The organism is Companilactobacillus jidongensis, assembly GCF_003946575.1.
In the GTDB taxonomy this organism is placed as follows: Bacteria; Bacillota; Bacilli; order Lactobacillales; family Lactobacillaceae; genus Companilactobacillus; species Companilactobacillus jidongensis.
In genome coordinates this window covers 1-17,040 of record NZ_RHOP01000017.1, presented here as the reverse complement: position 1 = coordinate 17,040, position 17,040 = coordinate 1, and the positions used below count along the sequence as shown (strand labels likewise).

General features: G+C 36.4%; 14 protein-coding genes. 13 read left to right on the top strand and 1 reads right to left on the bottom strand.

Annotation, left to right across the window (positions count from 1 at the left end; genetic code table 11):
- Positions 1–7: 7 nt before the first annotated feature.
- The 8 genes from ylqF to EKM68_RS10290 all read left to right on the top strand — a co-directional run bounded on the left by ylqF (position 8) and on the right by EKM68_RS10290 (position 8,461).
- Positions 8–862 carry a ribosome biogenesis GTPase YlqF gene (gene ylqF / locus EKM68_RS10325; protein WP_125590457.1) on the top strand — a complete coding sequence of 285 codons (855 nt, stop codon included), beginning with the start codon at positions 8–10 and terminating at the stop codon, positions 860–862.
- Positions 852–1,622: a ribonuclease HII gene (locus EKM68_RS10320; RefSeq protein WP_125590455.1), complete on the top strand. Its 771-nt coding sequence runs from the start codon at positions 852–854 to the stop codon at positions 1,620–1,622. Before ylqF ends, EKM68_RS10320 begins: the two co-directional genes overlap by 11 nt.
- A 40-nt stretch (positions 1,623–1,662) precedes the next feature.
- On the top strand, positions 1,663–2,487 hold the full coding sequence (gene dprA / locus EKM68_RS10315; protein ID WP_125590453.1) for a DNA-processing protein DprA: 825 nt from the start codon (positions 1,663–1,665) through the stop codon (positions 2,485–2,487).
- A 113-nt stretch (positions 2,488–2,600) separates the two neighbouring features.
- The gene (gene topA, locus EKM68_RS10310; protein ID WP_125590451.1) at positions 2,601–4,685 is read left to right on the top strand and encodes a type I DNA topoisomerase; all 2,085 of its coding nucleotides are present in this window, start codon (positions 2,601–2,603) and stop codon (positions 4,683–4,685) included.
- Positions 4,685–5,584, top strand: a complete 900-nt coding sequence (gene xerC / locus EKM68_RS10305) for a tyrosine recombinase XerC (protein WP_125590449.1) — start codon at positions 4,685–4,687, stop codon at positions 5,582–5,584. Before topA ends, xerC begins: the two co-directional genes overlap by 1 nt.
- A 13-nt stretch (positions 5,585–5,597) precedes the next feature.
- The gene (gene hslV, locus EKM68_RS10300; protein ID WP_125590447.1) at positions 5,598–6,122 is read left to right on the top strand and encodes an HslVU peptidase proteolytic subunit; all 525 of its coding nucleotides are present in this window, start codon (positions 5,598–5,600) and stop codon (positions 6,120–6,122) included.
- 15 nt (positions 6,123–6,137) lie between these two features.
- Positions 6,138–7,574 carry an ATP-dependent protease ATPase subunit HslU gene (gene hslU, locus EKM68_RS10295; RefSeq protein WP_125590445.1) on the top strand — a complete coding sequence of 479 codons (1,437 nt, stop codon included), beginning with the start codon at positions 6,138–6,140 and terminating at the stop codon, positions 7,572–7,574.
- Between the two features lie 11 nt (positions 7,575–7,585).
- Positions 7,586–8,461, top strand: a complete 876-nt coding sequence (locus EKM68_RS10290; protein ID WP_125590443.1) for an aldose 1-epimerase family protein — start codon at positions 7,586–7,588, stop codon at positions 8,459–8,461.
- Between the two features lie 20 nt (positions 8,462–8,481).
- Here EKM68_RS10290 and plsY read toward each other — a convergent pair whose 3' ends face one another.
- Positions 8,482–9,102, bottom strand: a complete 621-nt coding sequence (gene plsY / locus EKM68_RS10285) for a glycerol-3-phosphate 1-O-acyltransferase PlsY (RefSeq protein ID WP_191987383.1) — start codon at positions 9,100–9,102, stop codon at positions 8,482–8,484.
- A gap of 220 nt (positions 9,103–9,322) precedes the next feature.
- On the opposite strand from plsY, the gene parE reads away from it, so the two are divergent.
- From parE to rbsU, 5 genes are all read left to right on the top strand, one after another.
- Positions 9,323–11,323 carry a DNA topoisomerase IV subunit B gene (parE, locus tag EKM68_RS10280; RefSeq protein ID WP_125590441.1) on the top strand — a complete coding sequence of 667 codons (2,001 nt, stop codon included), beginning with the start codon at positions 9,323–9,325 and terminating at the stop codon, positions 11,321–11,323.
- A gap of 10 nt (positions 11,324–11,333) precedes the next feature.
- On the top strand, positions 11,334–13,775 hold the full coding sequence (gene parC / locus EKM68_RS10275) for a DNA topoisomerase IV subunit A (RefSeq protein WP_125590439.1): 2,442 nt from the start codon (positions 11,334–11,336) through the stop codon (positions 13,773–13,775).
- Between the two features lie 90 nt (positions 13,776–13,865).
- Entirely contained in the window at positions 13,866–14,825 is a 960-nt protein-coding gene (locus EKM68_RS10270) for a LysR family transcriptional regulator (protein WP_125590437.1), read from the top strand.
- Positions 14,826–14,847: 22 nt separating this feature from the next.
- The gene (locus tag EKM68_RS10265; protein ID WP_125590431.1) at positions 14,848–15,783 is read left to right on the top strand and encodes a manganese-dependent inorganic pyrophosphatase; all 936 of its coding nucleotides are present in this window, start codon (positions 14,848–14,850) and stop codon (positions 15,781–15,783) included.
- 183 nt (positions 15,784–15,966) lie between these two features.
- A complete protein-coding gene (gene rbsU, locus EKM68_RS10260) occupies positions 15,967–16,863 on the top strand; it encodes a ribose/proton symporter RbsU (protein WP_125590429.1) in 897 nt (298 codons plus the stop codon).
- Positions 16,864–17,040: the final 177 nt, after the last annotated feature.

Below are 17,040 nucleotides of genomic sequence, written 5' to 3'. Positions count from 1 at the left end.
GATAAATATGGTTTTACAATGGTATCCAGGACATATGAACAAAGCAAAAAACCAAGTACAAGATCGACTGAAAATGGTTGATATCGTGCTTGAAATTGTTGATGCACGTTTGCCCTTTAGCTCTAGAAATCCAGTATTGGAACAGATTATTGATCAAAAGAAGCATATCATTATTTTGAATAAGGCTGATTTAGCTGATCCTAAGTTGACTAATGACTGGAAGTTAAACTTTGAACAAGAAGGTACTCCAGCGATTGAACTAGATGCTAAGCATAACAAGGGATTAGGCAAAATCAATTCTGTTATACATCAAGAACTTGCCGATAAAATTGCTAAGTATGAAAACAGTGGCGTCAAGAATTACCGTATTAAAGCAATGTGTATCGGAATTCCTAACGTTGGTAAATCAACTATCCTAAATCGAATAGTTGGTAAAAATGTTGCAGTAACAGGTAACAAACCTGGTGTTACCAAAAACCAAAATTGGTTAAAAACAAAGTATGATATTGATTTGTTAGATACACCAGGAATCTTGTGGCCTAAAATTGATGATCCTAAAGTTGGGATGAAATTAGCACTATCGGGTGCTATTAAGGATCAAATTTATGCACCTGATGATGTAGCTATTTATGCGTTGAACTTTCTTGAAACACATTATTTAGATCGTTTGATCGATGGTTATAATTTAGATAAGTCTGATTTGTTTAACCACACAACACCTGAACTGCTGGTGCATTTGACTGAGAAATTTGGTTATAATGAGGATTATGATCGTGCTTCTAGACGTATCATTGACGATATTCGTAAACTAAAATTGGGACGCATTACGTTAGATGTTCCAGGTGAATTTTATGAAGAATAAATTGACCATTAAGGACGTTAAGAATCTATTGGCTGGTGCTGTTGATCAAAAAGATCTTGAGTTATTAGCGGATGATAAACGGACTGGTGTTCAAAAATTACTGACGCAATATTTTAAAAGAGAACAGCAAAAAGGCGAATTGATCGAAAGGTTTCATAAAAAAGAATTTTTAGAACGGGATTATTGGAATCATGGCTTAACGGTTGCTGGTGTAGATGAAGTCGGACGTGGTCCATTGGCCGGTCCAGTTGTCACTGCAGCGGTTATTTTGCCTGCCGACAATACTTTGTATGAGGTGGATGATTCCAAGAAGCTGACTGCTAAGAAGCGTGATATGATTTATCGTCAAATTTGTGAGCAAGCAATTGATATCAGTATTGGCATTGGAAGTCCGCAATTGATTGATCAGGAAAATATTTATCATGCGACAGAATTGGTAATGAAAGATGCAATTGATCATTTATATTTGAAACCAGATCATATTTTGGTCGATGCTATGACTATTCCGGTCAATATTGGTCAAACAAAGCTGATTAAGGGCGATTCCAAGTCTTTGAGTATTGGGGCCGCTAGTATCGTTGCAAAAGTGTCCAGAGATAGATTAATGGGTGCGTATGATAAGCTCTACCCTGAGTTTGGATTTTTGAAGAATGACGGATATGGGACTAAAGAACACTTACATGCTTTGGATGAATATGGTAGAACCCCAATTCATCGTTTAAGCTTTTCGCCGGTTCGTAAAACAAATAAGTTATATTAAACACCATTTTCGTAATTTAATTATGAAGGTGGTTTTTTATATGAAAACAATTAAACTGAATGATTTATTAATTAAATGTCGTCTAACGATGATGATATCAAATCAAGAAATGCTTAAAATTATCAAAATTTCCCAAAATAGTGATAATCTGGAACAAGATGCTTTTTTGTTCTTAAAAAATAAATGGGGATTGGAAAAATTTAACCAGTTTCTTCTATTATTTAGGCAACAAAGGGTATCTGATATTTTAGCGATAAATTACCTGAGTGACGAATATCCTGATATTTTAAGAGAGATTTATAATCCTCCTGCGTTATTATTTTATCGTGGAAATATTGACTTGTTGAAGACCGATTGTATTGCAATAGTTGGAGCAAGAGAGGCTTCAGAATACAGTTATCGTTGCATCAATGGGCTCATTCCCAGAATCAAAGGAAAGTATACTGTAGTCAGTGGACTGGCCAAAGGGGTCGATGGTTGGGCACATGAAACAGCGTTGAAAAATCATACTGATACAATTGCTATAGTAGGTAATTGCCTTGATGATTATTATCCAACCAATAATAAAAAATTACAGGATGCTATTTTTAAATTTGGCCTGGTAATTAGCGAATATCCACCAGGGTGTCATATAAGAAGGTGGCATTTTCCTCAGCGAAACCGTATAATCGCAGGTGTCAGTCAAAAGGTGATCGTAACTGAAGCCAAAGAGCGCAGTGGATCATTGATAACCGCAGAAATTGCGCTTCAGGAGAATCGTGATGTCTATACGATACCTGGAAGAATTGATGATACACTCTCTCGGGGATGCAATAAATTAATCGAAGAGGGCGCAATTCCGTTAATTAATTTCAACGAATTGTAGATAACGCTTTCGCAATTAAGTAATTAAATGTATCATTTGAATTGACAATTTTAAAAAATAATATAATATATTGAACAGTTTTTAATTGCTTCATTCAGAAAGGAGCACTTTACGTGCCAGCGAAACAAAAGAACTTGGTGATTGTTGAATCACCTTCAAAAGCAAAAACAATTGAAAAGTATTTGGGACGTAATTATCACGTTGTTGCTAGTTTAGGCCATGTTCGTGACTTACCTAAGAGTCAAATGGGTGTCGATATCGATCATGACTATGAACCAAAGTATATTTCTATTCGTGGTAAGGGCCCTGTTATTAAAGATTTGAAGAAAGAGGCAAAAAAGGCCAAACGAGTTTATCTGGCAGCCGATCCGGATCGTGAGGGAGAAGCCATTGCATGGCATGTTTCCCATTTATTAGGTTTGGATGTTGATGGTAAGAATCGTGTTGTATTTAACGAAATCACCAAGGATACAGTTAAACAAGCGTTCAAGTCACCTCGTAGTATTGATATGAATTTGGTTGATGCTCAACAGGCGCGCCGTGTGCTTGATAGATTGGTTGGTTATTCCATCTCACCAATCCTTTGGGCAAAGGTTAAAAAAGGCCTGAGTGCCGGACGTGTTCAATCCATCGCGTTAAAACTAGTTATTGAACGAGAAAAAGACATTAAGAAGTTTGTACCGGAAGAGTATTGGACGATTGAATCAATGTTCCAACACGGTAAGGACAAATTTAAAGCTAATTTTTATGGAATCGATCACAAAAAATTAGAATTAAAAGATAACGATCAAGTTCAAGATATTCTTGGACGTATCAATAAAAAAGACGATTTTGATATTGAAAAAGTTACAAAGAAAGAACGCAAGAGATTCCCTGCTGCACCATTTACAACTAGTTCACTTCAACAAGAAGCTAACCGTAAGTTGAATTTTAAGACTAGAAAGACAATGATGATTGCACAACAACTTTATGAGGGAATTAATCTTGGTCGTAAAGAAGGTACTGTAGGTTTAATTACTTATATGCGTACTGACTCCAAGCGTATTTCTAAAGTTGCTCAAACAGAAGCATCTGAATTCATTCACGCTGAATATGGTGAACCATTCGCAGCAGTTAAAATGCGTAAAGATAAGAATCAAGAAGGTGCCCAAGATGCCCATGAAGCTATCCGTCCATCTTCAGTTTTACGTACACCTAAGTCACTCAAAGAAATCCTTAGTCGTGATCAATATCGTTTGTACGAATTGATTTGGTCAAGATTCGTTGCCAGTCAAATGACACCAGCTGTTTATGACACAATGACAGTTGATTTAACTCAAAATGGTGTAATGTTCCGAGCTAATGGTTCAAAAATTAAGTTTGAAGGTTATCATAAGGTTTACCAAAGCACTTCCGAATCAAACAAGAGGGACAATATCCTTCCTGAATTGAACGAAGGCGATAAAGCAAAACTTCAATCAAATGATCCAGCACAACATTTCACACAGCCACCAGCAAGATTTACTGAAGCTTCACTTGTTAAGGCATTGGAAGAGAATGGTGTTGGTCGTCCTTCAACATATGCCCCAACAATTGATACCATTCAGAGACGTTATTACGTTAAATTAAACGGTAAGAGTTTTGAACCCACAGAACTTGGTGAGATCGTTGATAACTTGATTCAAGATTATTTCCCCGATGTTGTTAATATCGACTTTACAGCTCATCTAGAAGATGAACTTGATGAAATTGAAGAGGGTAAAGAAGATTGGGTTCAAGTTGTTGATCATTACTATAAGCCATTCGCCAAAGAACTTGAATCAGCCGAGAGTAAGATTGAAAAAGTTCAGATCAAAGATGAACCAGCAGGTATGGATTGTGATATCTGTGGTGCACCAATGGTTATCAAAATGGGACGTTATGGTAAATTCTATGCTTGTTCAAGATTTCCCGATTGTCGTAATACTAAGCCGATCGTTAAGGAGATTGGTGTAATTTGTCCTAAGTGTAAAGAGGGACAAGTTATTGAAAGAAAATCTAAGAAGAATCGTATTTTTTACGGTTGTTCAAGATATCCTGATTGTGACTTTGTCTCATGGGATAAACCAATTGGTCGTGATTGTCCTAAAGATGGTCACTATCTAGTTGAAAAGAAAGTTAAGGGTGGTCGTCAAGTTATCTGTCCAAACGGCGACTATGAAGAACAGGTTCAAAAATAGTGATAGAACAAGATTTAGTTGATAAATTTATTGATTATTTGATGATCAATCATCATTATTCTGAAGATACCAAAAATTCTTATTTAGAAGATATTAATAATTTTGTGAAATTTTTGAATCAAAATGGTGGTTTCAAAGGTTTTACGATAGTTAACCGGGTCGACGTTGAAACATACTTAACTTATCTGGATGAAAAAGATTATGCTGATGAAACTGTGGCTAGGAGAATTTCTGCGTTGCGTTCGTTTTATAACTTTATGCTTCGTAATAAGTTCATCAAAACTAACCCATTTGATTTGGTTCAACTTCGTCACAAAGGGAGAAAATTACCACGTTTCTTTTATGAAAAGGAAATGAATCAGCTGTTTGAAGCTGTAAAGGGTGATGACTCTCTTTCTGAAAGAAACTCAGCTTTATTAGAGCTACTATATGCTACAGGAATGCGTGTTAGTGAATGCGCCAATTTAAAATTAGACCAATTGGACTTCACTAATGGCATTGTTCTAGTACATGGTAAAGGTGATAAGGATCGCTATGTTCCTTTCGGGAGTTATTCAAATAATGCACTAAAATGTTATATCGATGACGGCAGAAAAAAATTGATGGCCGCTGGTAAACAGGACCATCAATTTGTGTTTGTTAATAATCGTGGCAAGGGTCTGACTAGTCGTGGAATTGAATATATTTTGAATCAAGTTATCAAAAAAACTAGTTTGACTTCAGATATTCATCCCCATATGATTCGTCATACTTTTGCCACCCACATGTTGGATCATGGAGCTGATTTGAGAACTGTTCAGGAATTACTTGGACACTCTAGTCTTTCAACGACACAGATTTATACACATGTGACGATGGAACATCTACAAAAAGACTATAAAAAATATTTTCCAAGGTAAGGCAGGTAAATAAATGACTACTATTGTTGCAGTTAAACATGATGGCCATACAGCTATTGCTGGTGATGGACAAGTTACATTAAGCGAGAAATTCATTATGAAGGGCTCAGCACACAAGATCAGACGTATCTTTGATGATCAAGTTATTATTGGTTTCGCCGGTGGCGTTGCTGATGCCATTACATTGCAAGATTGGTTAGAAAAGAAATTGAAATCATATTCAGGCAACCTTAAACGTGCTGCCGTTGAATTGGCCCAAGATTGGAGAAAAGATCCAACTCTTCAAAAACTTGAAGCTATGTTGATTGCAATGGATAAGGATAACTTATTGTTGATTTCTGGTAGTGGTGAGATCATCGAACCAGATGAAGATGTCGTGTCGATCGGTTCTGGTGGCAATTTTGCTCAAGCCGCAGCGATTGCAATGCAACGACATGCAAATGACATGGATGCAGAACAAATTGCTCGTGAATCGATCAAGATTGCTTCAGGAATCGATATTTTTACAAACGATAATATTATTTCAGACAAATTTTAAATTGGAGAGTAATAAATGGACAACATTTTAACACCTAAAGAAATAGTCGCTCAATTGGATAATTATATTATTGGACAGGACGATGCTAAAAAGGCTGTTGCGATTGCATTGTACAATCGTTATCGTCGTATGCAAGTCCCAAAGAAATTACAACAAGAAATTACTCCAAAGAACTTGATGATGATTGGACCAACTGGTGTTGGTAAAACCGAAATTGCTCGACGTCTGGCTAAAGTTGTTAAGGCTCCATTCGTAAAAGTTGAAGCTACTAAATTTACTGAAGTTGGCTACGTTGGACGTGATGTTGAATCAATGGTTCGTGATTTGGTCGACGTTGCGGTTACGATGGAAGAAAAAGAAAAATTCGATGAAATTCGTCCAGAAGTTCGTCGCGATGTTGATAAAAAGTTAGTTAAGCTACTAGTTCCTGGTATCAAGAAGGAACGTCGCCAAGAAAATAACAATATGGACTTTATGTCTATGTTGAACAACCTTCAAAACTCATCAAACTTGCAAGAAGCTATGGGTGGTCAAAATAATGATGAAGACCCAGATAGTAATGCAGATGTAACTGATGAAGTACGCGATCAACGACTATCAGTCAAGGAACAGTTGGACAAGGGCTTACTTGAGGATCACGAAGTTACAATTAAGGTTGAAGAATCACGTAAAGTTAATCCTATGAACGACCAAATGGCTCAAATGGGTCTTGATATGAGTGGCATGATGGATTCTTTGATGCCTAAGAAGATGATTACTAGAACACTTACAGTTAGTGAAGCACGTGAATTATTGATTCAGCAAGAATCACAAAAACGTGTTGATCATGATGAAATTTATCAATCAGCAATCGAACGTACTCAAAATAACGGAATTATCTTTATTGACGAGTTTGATAAGATTGCGGCTGGAAGCAAGAAGACTTCTGGTGAAGTTTCTCGTGAAGGTGTTCAACGTGATATTTTACCTATTGTTGAGGGTTCGCAGATCAATACTAAGTATGGTGCTGTCAATACAGATCATATTTTGTTCATTGCTTCTGGAGCTTTTGCTGAAAGCAAACCTAGTGATTTGATTGCTGAATTACAAGGACGTTTTCCAATTCGTGTTGAATTACAAGACTTGACTGAGGCAGATTTCATTCAAATCTTAACTAAGCCTGATAATGCTTTGACGAAGCAATATGTCGCATTGACTCGTGCAGATGGAATTCATTTAACTTTTACTAAAGAATCAGTTGAAGAGATTGCAAAAATCGCTTTCAACCTTAATAATACTAATCAGAACATTGGTGCCAGAAGATTGGCAACAGTGCTAGAAAAGATTTTGGCAGATATTCTATATGAAGGTCCAGACATGCAAATGGGTGATATTACAATTACTCGTGAGTATGTCAAAGAACAAATTGGCAAGATTGCCGATGATCAGGATCTATCGCGTTATATTCTCTAGGGGGAAAGACTATGGAAATGTATGAATTAAAAAATGACTTCTTAACCGTTAAAGTCAATTCAAAGGGTGCTGAATTAAGCAGCATCAAAGATGACAAGGATATTGAGTTCATTTGGCAAGCAGATTCAAACTTCTGGGGTAGACATGCACCAATTCTATTCCCAATTGTTGGACGTTTAAAGGATGACCATTATTTTGTTGATGGCAAAGAATACAAGATGACACAACATGGATTTGCCAGAGACCAAGAGTTTGCTCTTGAGTCACAAACAGATTCAAAACTTGTCTTAACACTTACAACAAGTGAGGCAAGTCTTGCTAAATACCCATACCACTTCAAGTTGAGTGTTATTTATCAACTTGTTAAGGATACAGTACAAATTAGCTATTTAGTTGACAGTCTCGAAAAATCAGAAGATATGTACTTCAATATTGGCGCACACCCTGGTTTCTCAGTACCATTTGACAAAGATCTTAAATTTGAAGATTTCAACGTTAAAGTTGATCCAGCGGAAACAAGAACAAGTATTCCTATCGTGGAACACCAAATCGATCTTGATGCTGAACACAAAGTCGAAAATCAAAACTTTGCTATGAATCGTGATGAATTCAAGGACGATGCTGTTGTATATCGCTTGAATGATCCAGCTGTAGTATCAATTTCAAGTGATAAATCAGAACACAAATTAACTCTTGATACAGGAAATTCCAAATACTTCGGTATGTGGTCAACTTATCCTGATGCAGGTAACTTCATGTGTATCGAACCATGGTGGGGACTTGCTGATAAAAAAGACAGCGACAACAATTTCAAGACTAAGTATGGCGTAAATAAATTGGCTCCTAGTGAACAATTTGAAGCATATTTTAGTATTTCAATTAAGTAGACCAAATAAAAAACGACCAATTATTTTTGGTCGTTTTTTTGTTGCCGCTTGTAAGCTAATCCGATGGGGACAAGATTTTCTTTACCCTTAATCAAACGTTTAATATTTGGTATGTGACGAACATACACAATAATGGTTACAATCACTGCCGCCGTTGTCAGGACCCAATCGTGCAAGAAAAATGATACGATAGCGAAGAATAGAACAGTTGTTAAACTGGCTACACTGACCATACTAGTAACATAGACGATTGTTGCTAGGAAAATAAAGCAAATTACAAACAGCAATGGATTATATGCTAGTAAGATACCAGCACTAGTTGCGACGGCTTTACCACCACGGAATTTGAGAAAAATCGAAAAGACATGTCCAATTACGGCAAAAATTCCGATGAATAAGATCAAATAATGATCAAGTCCAAAGAACACGGGCATCAATGCTCCTAAGGTTCCCTTCAAGATATCAACTATTAAGACTCCTGTACCTGCGTACGGACCGAATACTCGATATGCGTTCGTTGTTCCGACGTTTCCACTACCGTAGTTAAAAATATTTTTATGGAAAAATATTTTACCAACTATGTATGCGGTTGGAAATGAGCCGACTAGGTAGGCTAAAATTGCACAAATGAGAAGTTTCATATTAAAAATCACTCTCTAAGTTTTATTTTTTGGTATATTGTAACTCTAAGGTATTTTTATTTCGAATAACAAATACCAACTTAGACATTATCTACTAAAACGACTAAAAAGTAAAAGTCTAAAAATCGAACATATGTTCAAAAAGATTCTTAGGTGGTAAAATATAGTGATATAATAGTAAAATGTCGAGCTAGTAATTAATAAAAAAGGAATGATATAAATGCCAAAATCATCTTATGATGATTCGTCAATCCAGATTTTGGAAGGCTTGGAAGCTGTTCGTAAGCGACCAGGTATGTACATTGGTTCAACTGATACTCGTGGACTGCATCACTTGGTCTATGAAATCGTTGATAACGCGGTTGACGAAGCTCTATCAGGATTTGGAAAAGAAATAAACGTTACAATCAATCACGACGGTAGTATTACTGTGGTCGATCATGGACGTGGTATGCCTACAGGAATGCACGCTAGTGGTAAACCAACAATTGAAGTTATTTTAACTGTACTTCATGCCGGTGGTAAGTTCTCTGAGAATAGTTATAAGACTTCCGGTGGACTTCACGGTGTTGGTTCGTCTGTTGTTAATGCATTATCTGAATGGATGACTGTACGTGTTGTACGTGACCATAAGGTATACGAAGAACGTTTTGAAAATGGTGGTCATCCTGTTGGAACACTCAAGAAGACTGGAACAACTAAGGAAGATAGTGGTACGACAATCAGTTTTAAACCTGATGCTAGTATCTTTCAAACAACTAAATACAATTATGATACGTTAGCCGAAAGACTACGCGAATCAGCTTTCTTACTTAAGGGTGTTAAGTTCACTATCACAGACAAACGTGGTGAGGAAGAAAAGAACGACGTTTTCCATTATGAAGACGGTATTCAATCTTTCGTTAAGTATCTAAACGAAGATAAAGATACTATCGGCGGTATTTTCTATATTGAAGGTACTAACTCAGATATGGAGATTGAATTTTCTGGTCAATACAACGACGGATATTCAGAGAATATTATTTCATTCGTAAATAATGTTAGAACCGCTGATGGTGGTACTCATGAATCTGGTATGAAGTCAGGACTTACTAAGGCATTCAATGATTATGCTAGAAAAGTTGGCTTATTGAAGGAAAATAGTAAGAATCTTGAAGGTAGTGATGTCCGTGAAGGACTCTCAGCCATTATTTCAGTACGTATTCCTGAAGAAATTCTTCAATTTGAAGGTCAGACTAAAGGTAAACTGGGAACGCCACAGGCCAGATCTGCTGTAGATCAGCTAATATACGAGCAGATGAGCTTTTATTTGATGGAGAATGGGGAACAGGCCCAAACTCTGGTAAAGAAGTCTCTGAAGGCGCGTGAGGCACGTGAAGCAGCTAGAAAAGCACGTGAAACTACTAGAAATGGCAAGAAAAATAAAAAGACCGATGGTCTGTTGTCTGGAAAGCTTACTCCAGCGCAATCGAAGAATGCTGCTAAGAATGAACTATTCTTAGTTGAGGGTGATTCAGCTGGTGGTTCTGCTAAACAAGGTCGGGATCGTAAGTTCCAAGCTATCTTGCCATTACGTGGTAAAGTTTTGAATACTCAAAAGGCAAAGCTTGAAGAGATTTACAAAAACGAAGAAATCAATACAATGATTTATACTATCGGAGCTGGTGTTGGCGCTGACTTCAAACTAGAAGATCGTAATTACGATAAGGTAATTATTATGACTGATGCCGACGATGATGGTTCTCACATCCAGATTCTGTTGCTGACATTCTTCTATCGCTATATGAGACCGTTAGTTGATGCCGGACATGTCTATATTGCCTTACCACCTTTGTACAAGTTGCAAAAGGGCAAAGGTGAAAAGACAAAAATGAAGTACTGTTGGACTCCTGATGAGTTACAAAGTGCTATCAAGGAAATGGGTAAAGGATACGAATTACAACGATTCAAGGGCCTTGGCGAAATGAATGCTGATCAGTTGTGGAATACAACAATGGATCCAGAATCAAGAATTTTAATTCGTGTCAATATCGACGATGCTGCTTTAGCTGAACGCCGGGTTACAACATTGATGGGTGATAAAGTTAAGCCTAGACGTGATTGGATTGAAAAGAATGTTCGATTCAACGGTACTGAAGAGGGCGACAATATTTTGGAAAAGGTCGATGAGACTGATCCAATTGATAACAAAATCGTTGATGATTTATTGAATAAGGAATAGGTGATATATATTGGCTAAAAATTCTCCTAAAATTCAAGACTTACCATTAGAAAAAATAATGGGAGATCGTTTTGAGAGATATTCAAAATCAATTATTCAAGAAAGAGCGTTACCTGATATTAGGGATGGTTTGAAGCCAGTACAAAGAAGAATTTTGTACTCAATGTTCGTTGATGGAAATACTTTTGATAAAGGCTTCAGAAAGTCCGCCAAGGGTGTTGGTAATGTCATGGGTAATTTCCATCCCCATGGTGACTCTTCAATTTATGAAGCAATGGTTCGTTTATCTCAAGATTGGAAATTACGTAATCCGTTGATCGAAATGCACGGTAACAATGGGTCTATGGATGGTGATCCACCGGCTGCTATGCGTTATACCGAAGCTAGACTAAGTAAGATTTCTACTGAAATGTTACGAGATATCAACAAAGCTACAGTTGATATGGAGTGGAACTTTGATGATACCGAAAAAGAACCAAAGGTATTGCCTGCTAGATTTCCTAATCTGTTGGTCAATGGTGCAACTGGTATTTCGGCTGGTTATGCTACTGAGATTCCGCCGCACAACTTAGGTGAAGTTATTGACGCAACTATCAAGTTGATCGACAAGCCTAACGCTACACTGGATGATTTAATGGAAATCGTTAAAGGACCAGACTTTCCAACTGGTGGTATTTTGCAAGGTGCAGAAGGTATTCGTGAAGCTTATCAAACCGGACGAGGCAAAGTATTTCTTCGTTCTAAAACATCGATTCAAGAAATCAGAGGACACAAGTCACAGATCGTTATCACTGAGATCCCTTATGAAGTTAATAAGGCACTCTTAGTTAAGAAGATGGATGAGACACGTGTACTTAAAAAGGTTGACGGTATCGCTGAAGTTCGAGATGAAAGTGATCGTCAAGGATTATCGATTGTTGTTGAATTGAAGCGAGATGTTGATGCACAAGGTATTTTGAACTATTTATTCAAAAATACCGATTTGCAAATTTCTTATAACTTCAATATGGTTGCTATCGCTAATATGCGACCACAACAAGTTGGCTTGGTTCAAATACTAACTGAATATGTTAAGCATCAAGAAGATGTTGTTCTAAAACGTAGTAAGTTTGACATGGAAAAAGCTAAGAAACGTTTGCACATCGTTGAAGGTCTGATCAAGGCTCTTTCTATTTTGGACAAAGTTATCCAAACCATTCGTGGTAGTAAGAATAAGTCAGATGCTAAGAATAATCTGGTTAAAGAATATCAATTCAGTGAGGATCAAGCTGAAGCTATTGTATCGTTACAACTTTATCGTTTGACTAATACTGATGTAACTGAGCTTCAAAAAGAGAATAAAGAATTAACTGATCAAATTACTTCATTGGATAAGATCATCAATGATCACGGAACTTTGATGAAAGTTATTAAAAAGGAACTTCGCCAGGTTCGTGACACTTACGCTGATGATCGTCGTACTAAGATTGAGGCTAAAATTGCTGACATTGAGGTTGACACAAGTGTTCTAGTTGCCAGTGAAGATGTGCGTTTGTTAGTTAGTCATGATGGTTACGTAAAACGTAGTAGTTTGCGTTCTTATCAAGCTTCAGATGCTGGAGATAATGGATTAAAGGATGAAGATTACCCAATTCTTGATCAAGAAGTAAATACATTAGATCATTTATTCATTTTTACTGATAAGGGTAATATGATTTATCGACAAATTTTTGAAGTCGATGACAATCGTTGGAAGGATACGGGTTCCCATTTGTCACAGGAAATTGGTTTGGCAAATAATGAATCGATTCTCAAAGCTTTCGTCTTTAAGAGCTTGGAAGAGAAGGGTACTTTCTTGATTGGTACGAGTGAGAATTACATTAAACAAGTTGCTTTTAGCGATTTATTACCTGGTAGAACTTATAAGTCACGTGCCAGCCGATACAGCAAGTTGAAGGCTGATGATGCCAAAGTTATGGATGTATATTACATTCCTGAAGATGAGAATGGTCAGATTTTTGTCTTTACTGAGCATTCATATGCATCTGCTTTTCCAATCAGTGAAGTTCCAGTGGTTGGTAGTAAAGCAGTCGGGGTTAAGTTCGTGAGTCTCAAAGATGATGACGAACTTGCAGGTTACTTCTTAACAACTGATGATAATGACAAGATTGCGTTGTTGACACAACGTGGGTCATATAAACAGATGAAATTGTCAGAGATCCCGTCAACTAGTCGTGCTAGACGAGGGGTCTTAACCTTACGTGAGTTAAAACGTGCACCACATCGAGTGGCGTTAGTAACTAATATTTCGAGTGAAATGATGTTGTCTGTAGTTACTGATACTAACCAAGAAATCTCACTAGATGAGAGTTCACATCAGAATGCCGATAGATATTCGAATGGATCGTTTGTCATGGATCCAGAAACTGACGGAAATCCAATCAGATTTGTGAAAAATGTAATAGAAAAATAATAAATACAACAAGATTATTTCTAATTTGTATAGTATGATTGTTCCATAGAATTAGAAATATCTTTTCACAATGATTAGGAGGACGTCTTATTGTTAGACGAAAAATCAAGACGCGTATTTAGTTCTAAAGCATTAAATTATTTTGACGAATTAACAAAAAACATGAGCTATACAAAAACAGCTCAATCATTGGGCATTACACAGCCAGCGTTGACTCAGCAAATTAAAAAAATTGAACGAGTTGTGGGTGTTCCGTTGTTTTATAGCATGGGTAAAAAAATTTATTTAACAGATGCTGGAACATCACTTTTGAAAGCAACACATGAGATTTTTGATGTTATCAATTCAGTAACTGACAAAATCCAACAAGAATCATCTGATAAGACTGGTACCATCAGTATTGGGTTGTTATCCACTGCAGAATCAGTAGTCATTGAAGATTTCATTGTTGAATATAATCGAATCAACCCTAATGTTGAAATTGATCTTAATCTTCTTACTCGTAAGGAAATTTGGGATCATATTGAAAACAATCGAATTGATTTAGCAATTATGTATTTGCCTGATAAGAACATCAAAAACTGGAAAATCTATAAATCAAAGAAAATCATCAATGATGATATTGTTTTAGTACACAATGATGAAAGAATTTATAAAAAAGGTACTGCTAGTTATAGAGATGCTATTGAGAAGCCCTGGGCTGCATACTTAAAGGATTACTATTTATCTGACTTGCTAAAAGAAAAATTCAGAAATGCCTTGGTAGATCAACCAACTGTTGTTGCCAGATTTTCTTCTCCATATCAATTGCTTAAATTTGCACAAGGTTCAGAGGACATTTATACTGTTTTACCTTTGAGTTTTTGTATTGCACATGCGTCAATGTTTAAACTTTATCAAACACCACTTGAACCTTCGGTATCAAGTGAATTATCATTTGTATATCGGGAAGATAAAGAGAAAATTCCTAGGATCAAGGAATTTCTCGACGAGTGGGATAATTTCTTAAATAATAAGAATTATATCGATCGTTTAAAGTCTTCAAGATAAATTAAAAAAGGGGAAATTTAGAATGACTAAGGAAAAAGAATTAGTTTTCGGACACAAAAATCCAGATACAGATGCTGTTGTTGCTGCTATTGCATACTCACATCTGCAAAACGAAAGAGGCTTCAATACTGAAGCTGTTGCATTAGGTGAACCTAATGATGAAACAAAATTTGTTTTTGACAAGTTTAATTATAAGTTCCCAAGAGTTATCTCTGCTGCTAATGGTGAAGTTAAGTCTGTAATGCTTGTTGACCATAATGAGCAACAACAAAGTTTAGATGATATTGCTGATTTAAATGTTACTCATGTTGTTGATCACCACAGAATTGCTAATTTCGAAACTGCTAATCCGTTGTACTACCGTGCAGAACCACTTGGCTGTACAAGTACTATCCTTTGGAAGATGTATGCTGAACAAGAGATTGAGATTCCTGCTAATCTTGCAGGTATGATGGCATCAGCTATTATCTCAGATACACTTCTATTGAAGTCACCTACAACTACTGACCAAGATAAGGCTGCTGTTGAAAGCTTGGCTATGACCGCAGGAATTGATTATGAATCATACGGCTTGGATATGCTAAAAGCTGGTACAAACCTTGACAGTAAGTCAACTAAAGAATTAATTGATATGGATGCCAAGAGTTTTGATATGAATGGCAACAGTGTTCGTATTGCTCAAGTAAATACAGTTGATGTTCCTGAAACATTGAAGAGAGAAGCAGAATTTACTGCTGATATCAATGCTGAAAACAAAGCAGAAGGTTACAACTTGTTTGTACTATTAATTACAAATATTTTGACAAGTGACACTACTGGTTTGATTTTGGGTGATGAAAATGCTGTATCTGTTTTCGAAAATGCTCTTAATACAAAGGTAGAAGATAACAAAGCATCATTACCTGGTGTTGTTTCACGTAAGAAGCAAATCGTTCCACCACTAAACGAAAAATTCTAAAGATAAAATTATGAAAGCGTTTCATTTATGAAAACGCAAAAATAAATTGTGAAATATGAATCTGTTTTCTTGAAAACGTTACCGTCAACAGGTATAATATTTTACATCATCAAAACTGCTGGATTATTTTTTGATCTGGCAGTTTTTTATTGGTGTTTATATTACAAAAGGGAGTTTTTTTAAATGAGTGCAGTTAACTTATTGATCGGTCTTATGCCCATGATAGGTTGGGGAGTTATGCCAATCTTGACCGGCAAATTTGGCGGTAGACCGGTTAACCAAATTCTTGGAACTACATATGGTACGTTGATTGCGGCGATTGTAGTAGCATTGATCAACCAAACACCTATGATTGGTGGTAAGGAATTTCTATTCACTTTTTTATCGGGTGCCAGTTGGTCATTAGGACAAGTTTTAGTGTTCTATGCTTTCTCAGTAATGGGAGTTTCAAGAACAATGCCTATTTCTACTGGATTTCAGTTGGTAAGTACTTCATTATGGGGAGTATTTATCCTAGGTAACTGGAGTTCAAATGTTGCTAAAATTATTGGGTTCTTATCAATAGCAATGATCATCTTTGGTGTATATTTGACAACATATAGTGAGAAAAAAACAAGTTCAACTGATGTCGCTAATGGCGATGTCACACGTGGTGTTCTTTTAGTATTAGTTGCTGCTGTAGGTTACTTAGGATATTCAGCTTTTCCTCAAGCAGTTACGGTTAATGGATTTGAAGCATTCTTGCCACAAGCATTAGGTATGGCAGTTTTCTCAACATTATTCGCTTTGATCTCAAAATCAAATCGTAAAACAAAACCATTCGCAACTAAGAGCTCTTATACTAATCTTATTAGTGGATTTTCATTTGCACTTGCTGCATTGACATACTTAATTTCTTCAAGACCAGACGTCAATGGACTGGCTACTGGATTTACACTTTCACAGATGAATGTTGTAATTGCCACTCTCGGTGGAATTTATATTCTTCATGAAAGTAAAACTAAAAAAGAAATGATAGCTGTTTTATCAGGTTTGGCGTTAGTTGTTGTTGCTGGAATTGTCACGGCCTTCATTAAGTAAAGTTATAAAAATAATTGATCACGTATCCTATTGCAGGATACGTGATTTTTTTTGTTATTTGGGCAGGATAATATCATATAACGTCATTGATATTTATATAGTAAGCACCTAATAACTGACCGTATTGAAAAATAAAAAATCATCCGTACTCTCATTTGAGAATGCGGATGATTTTGT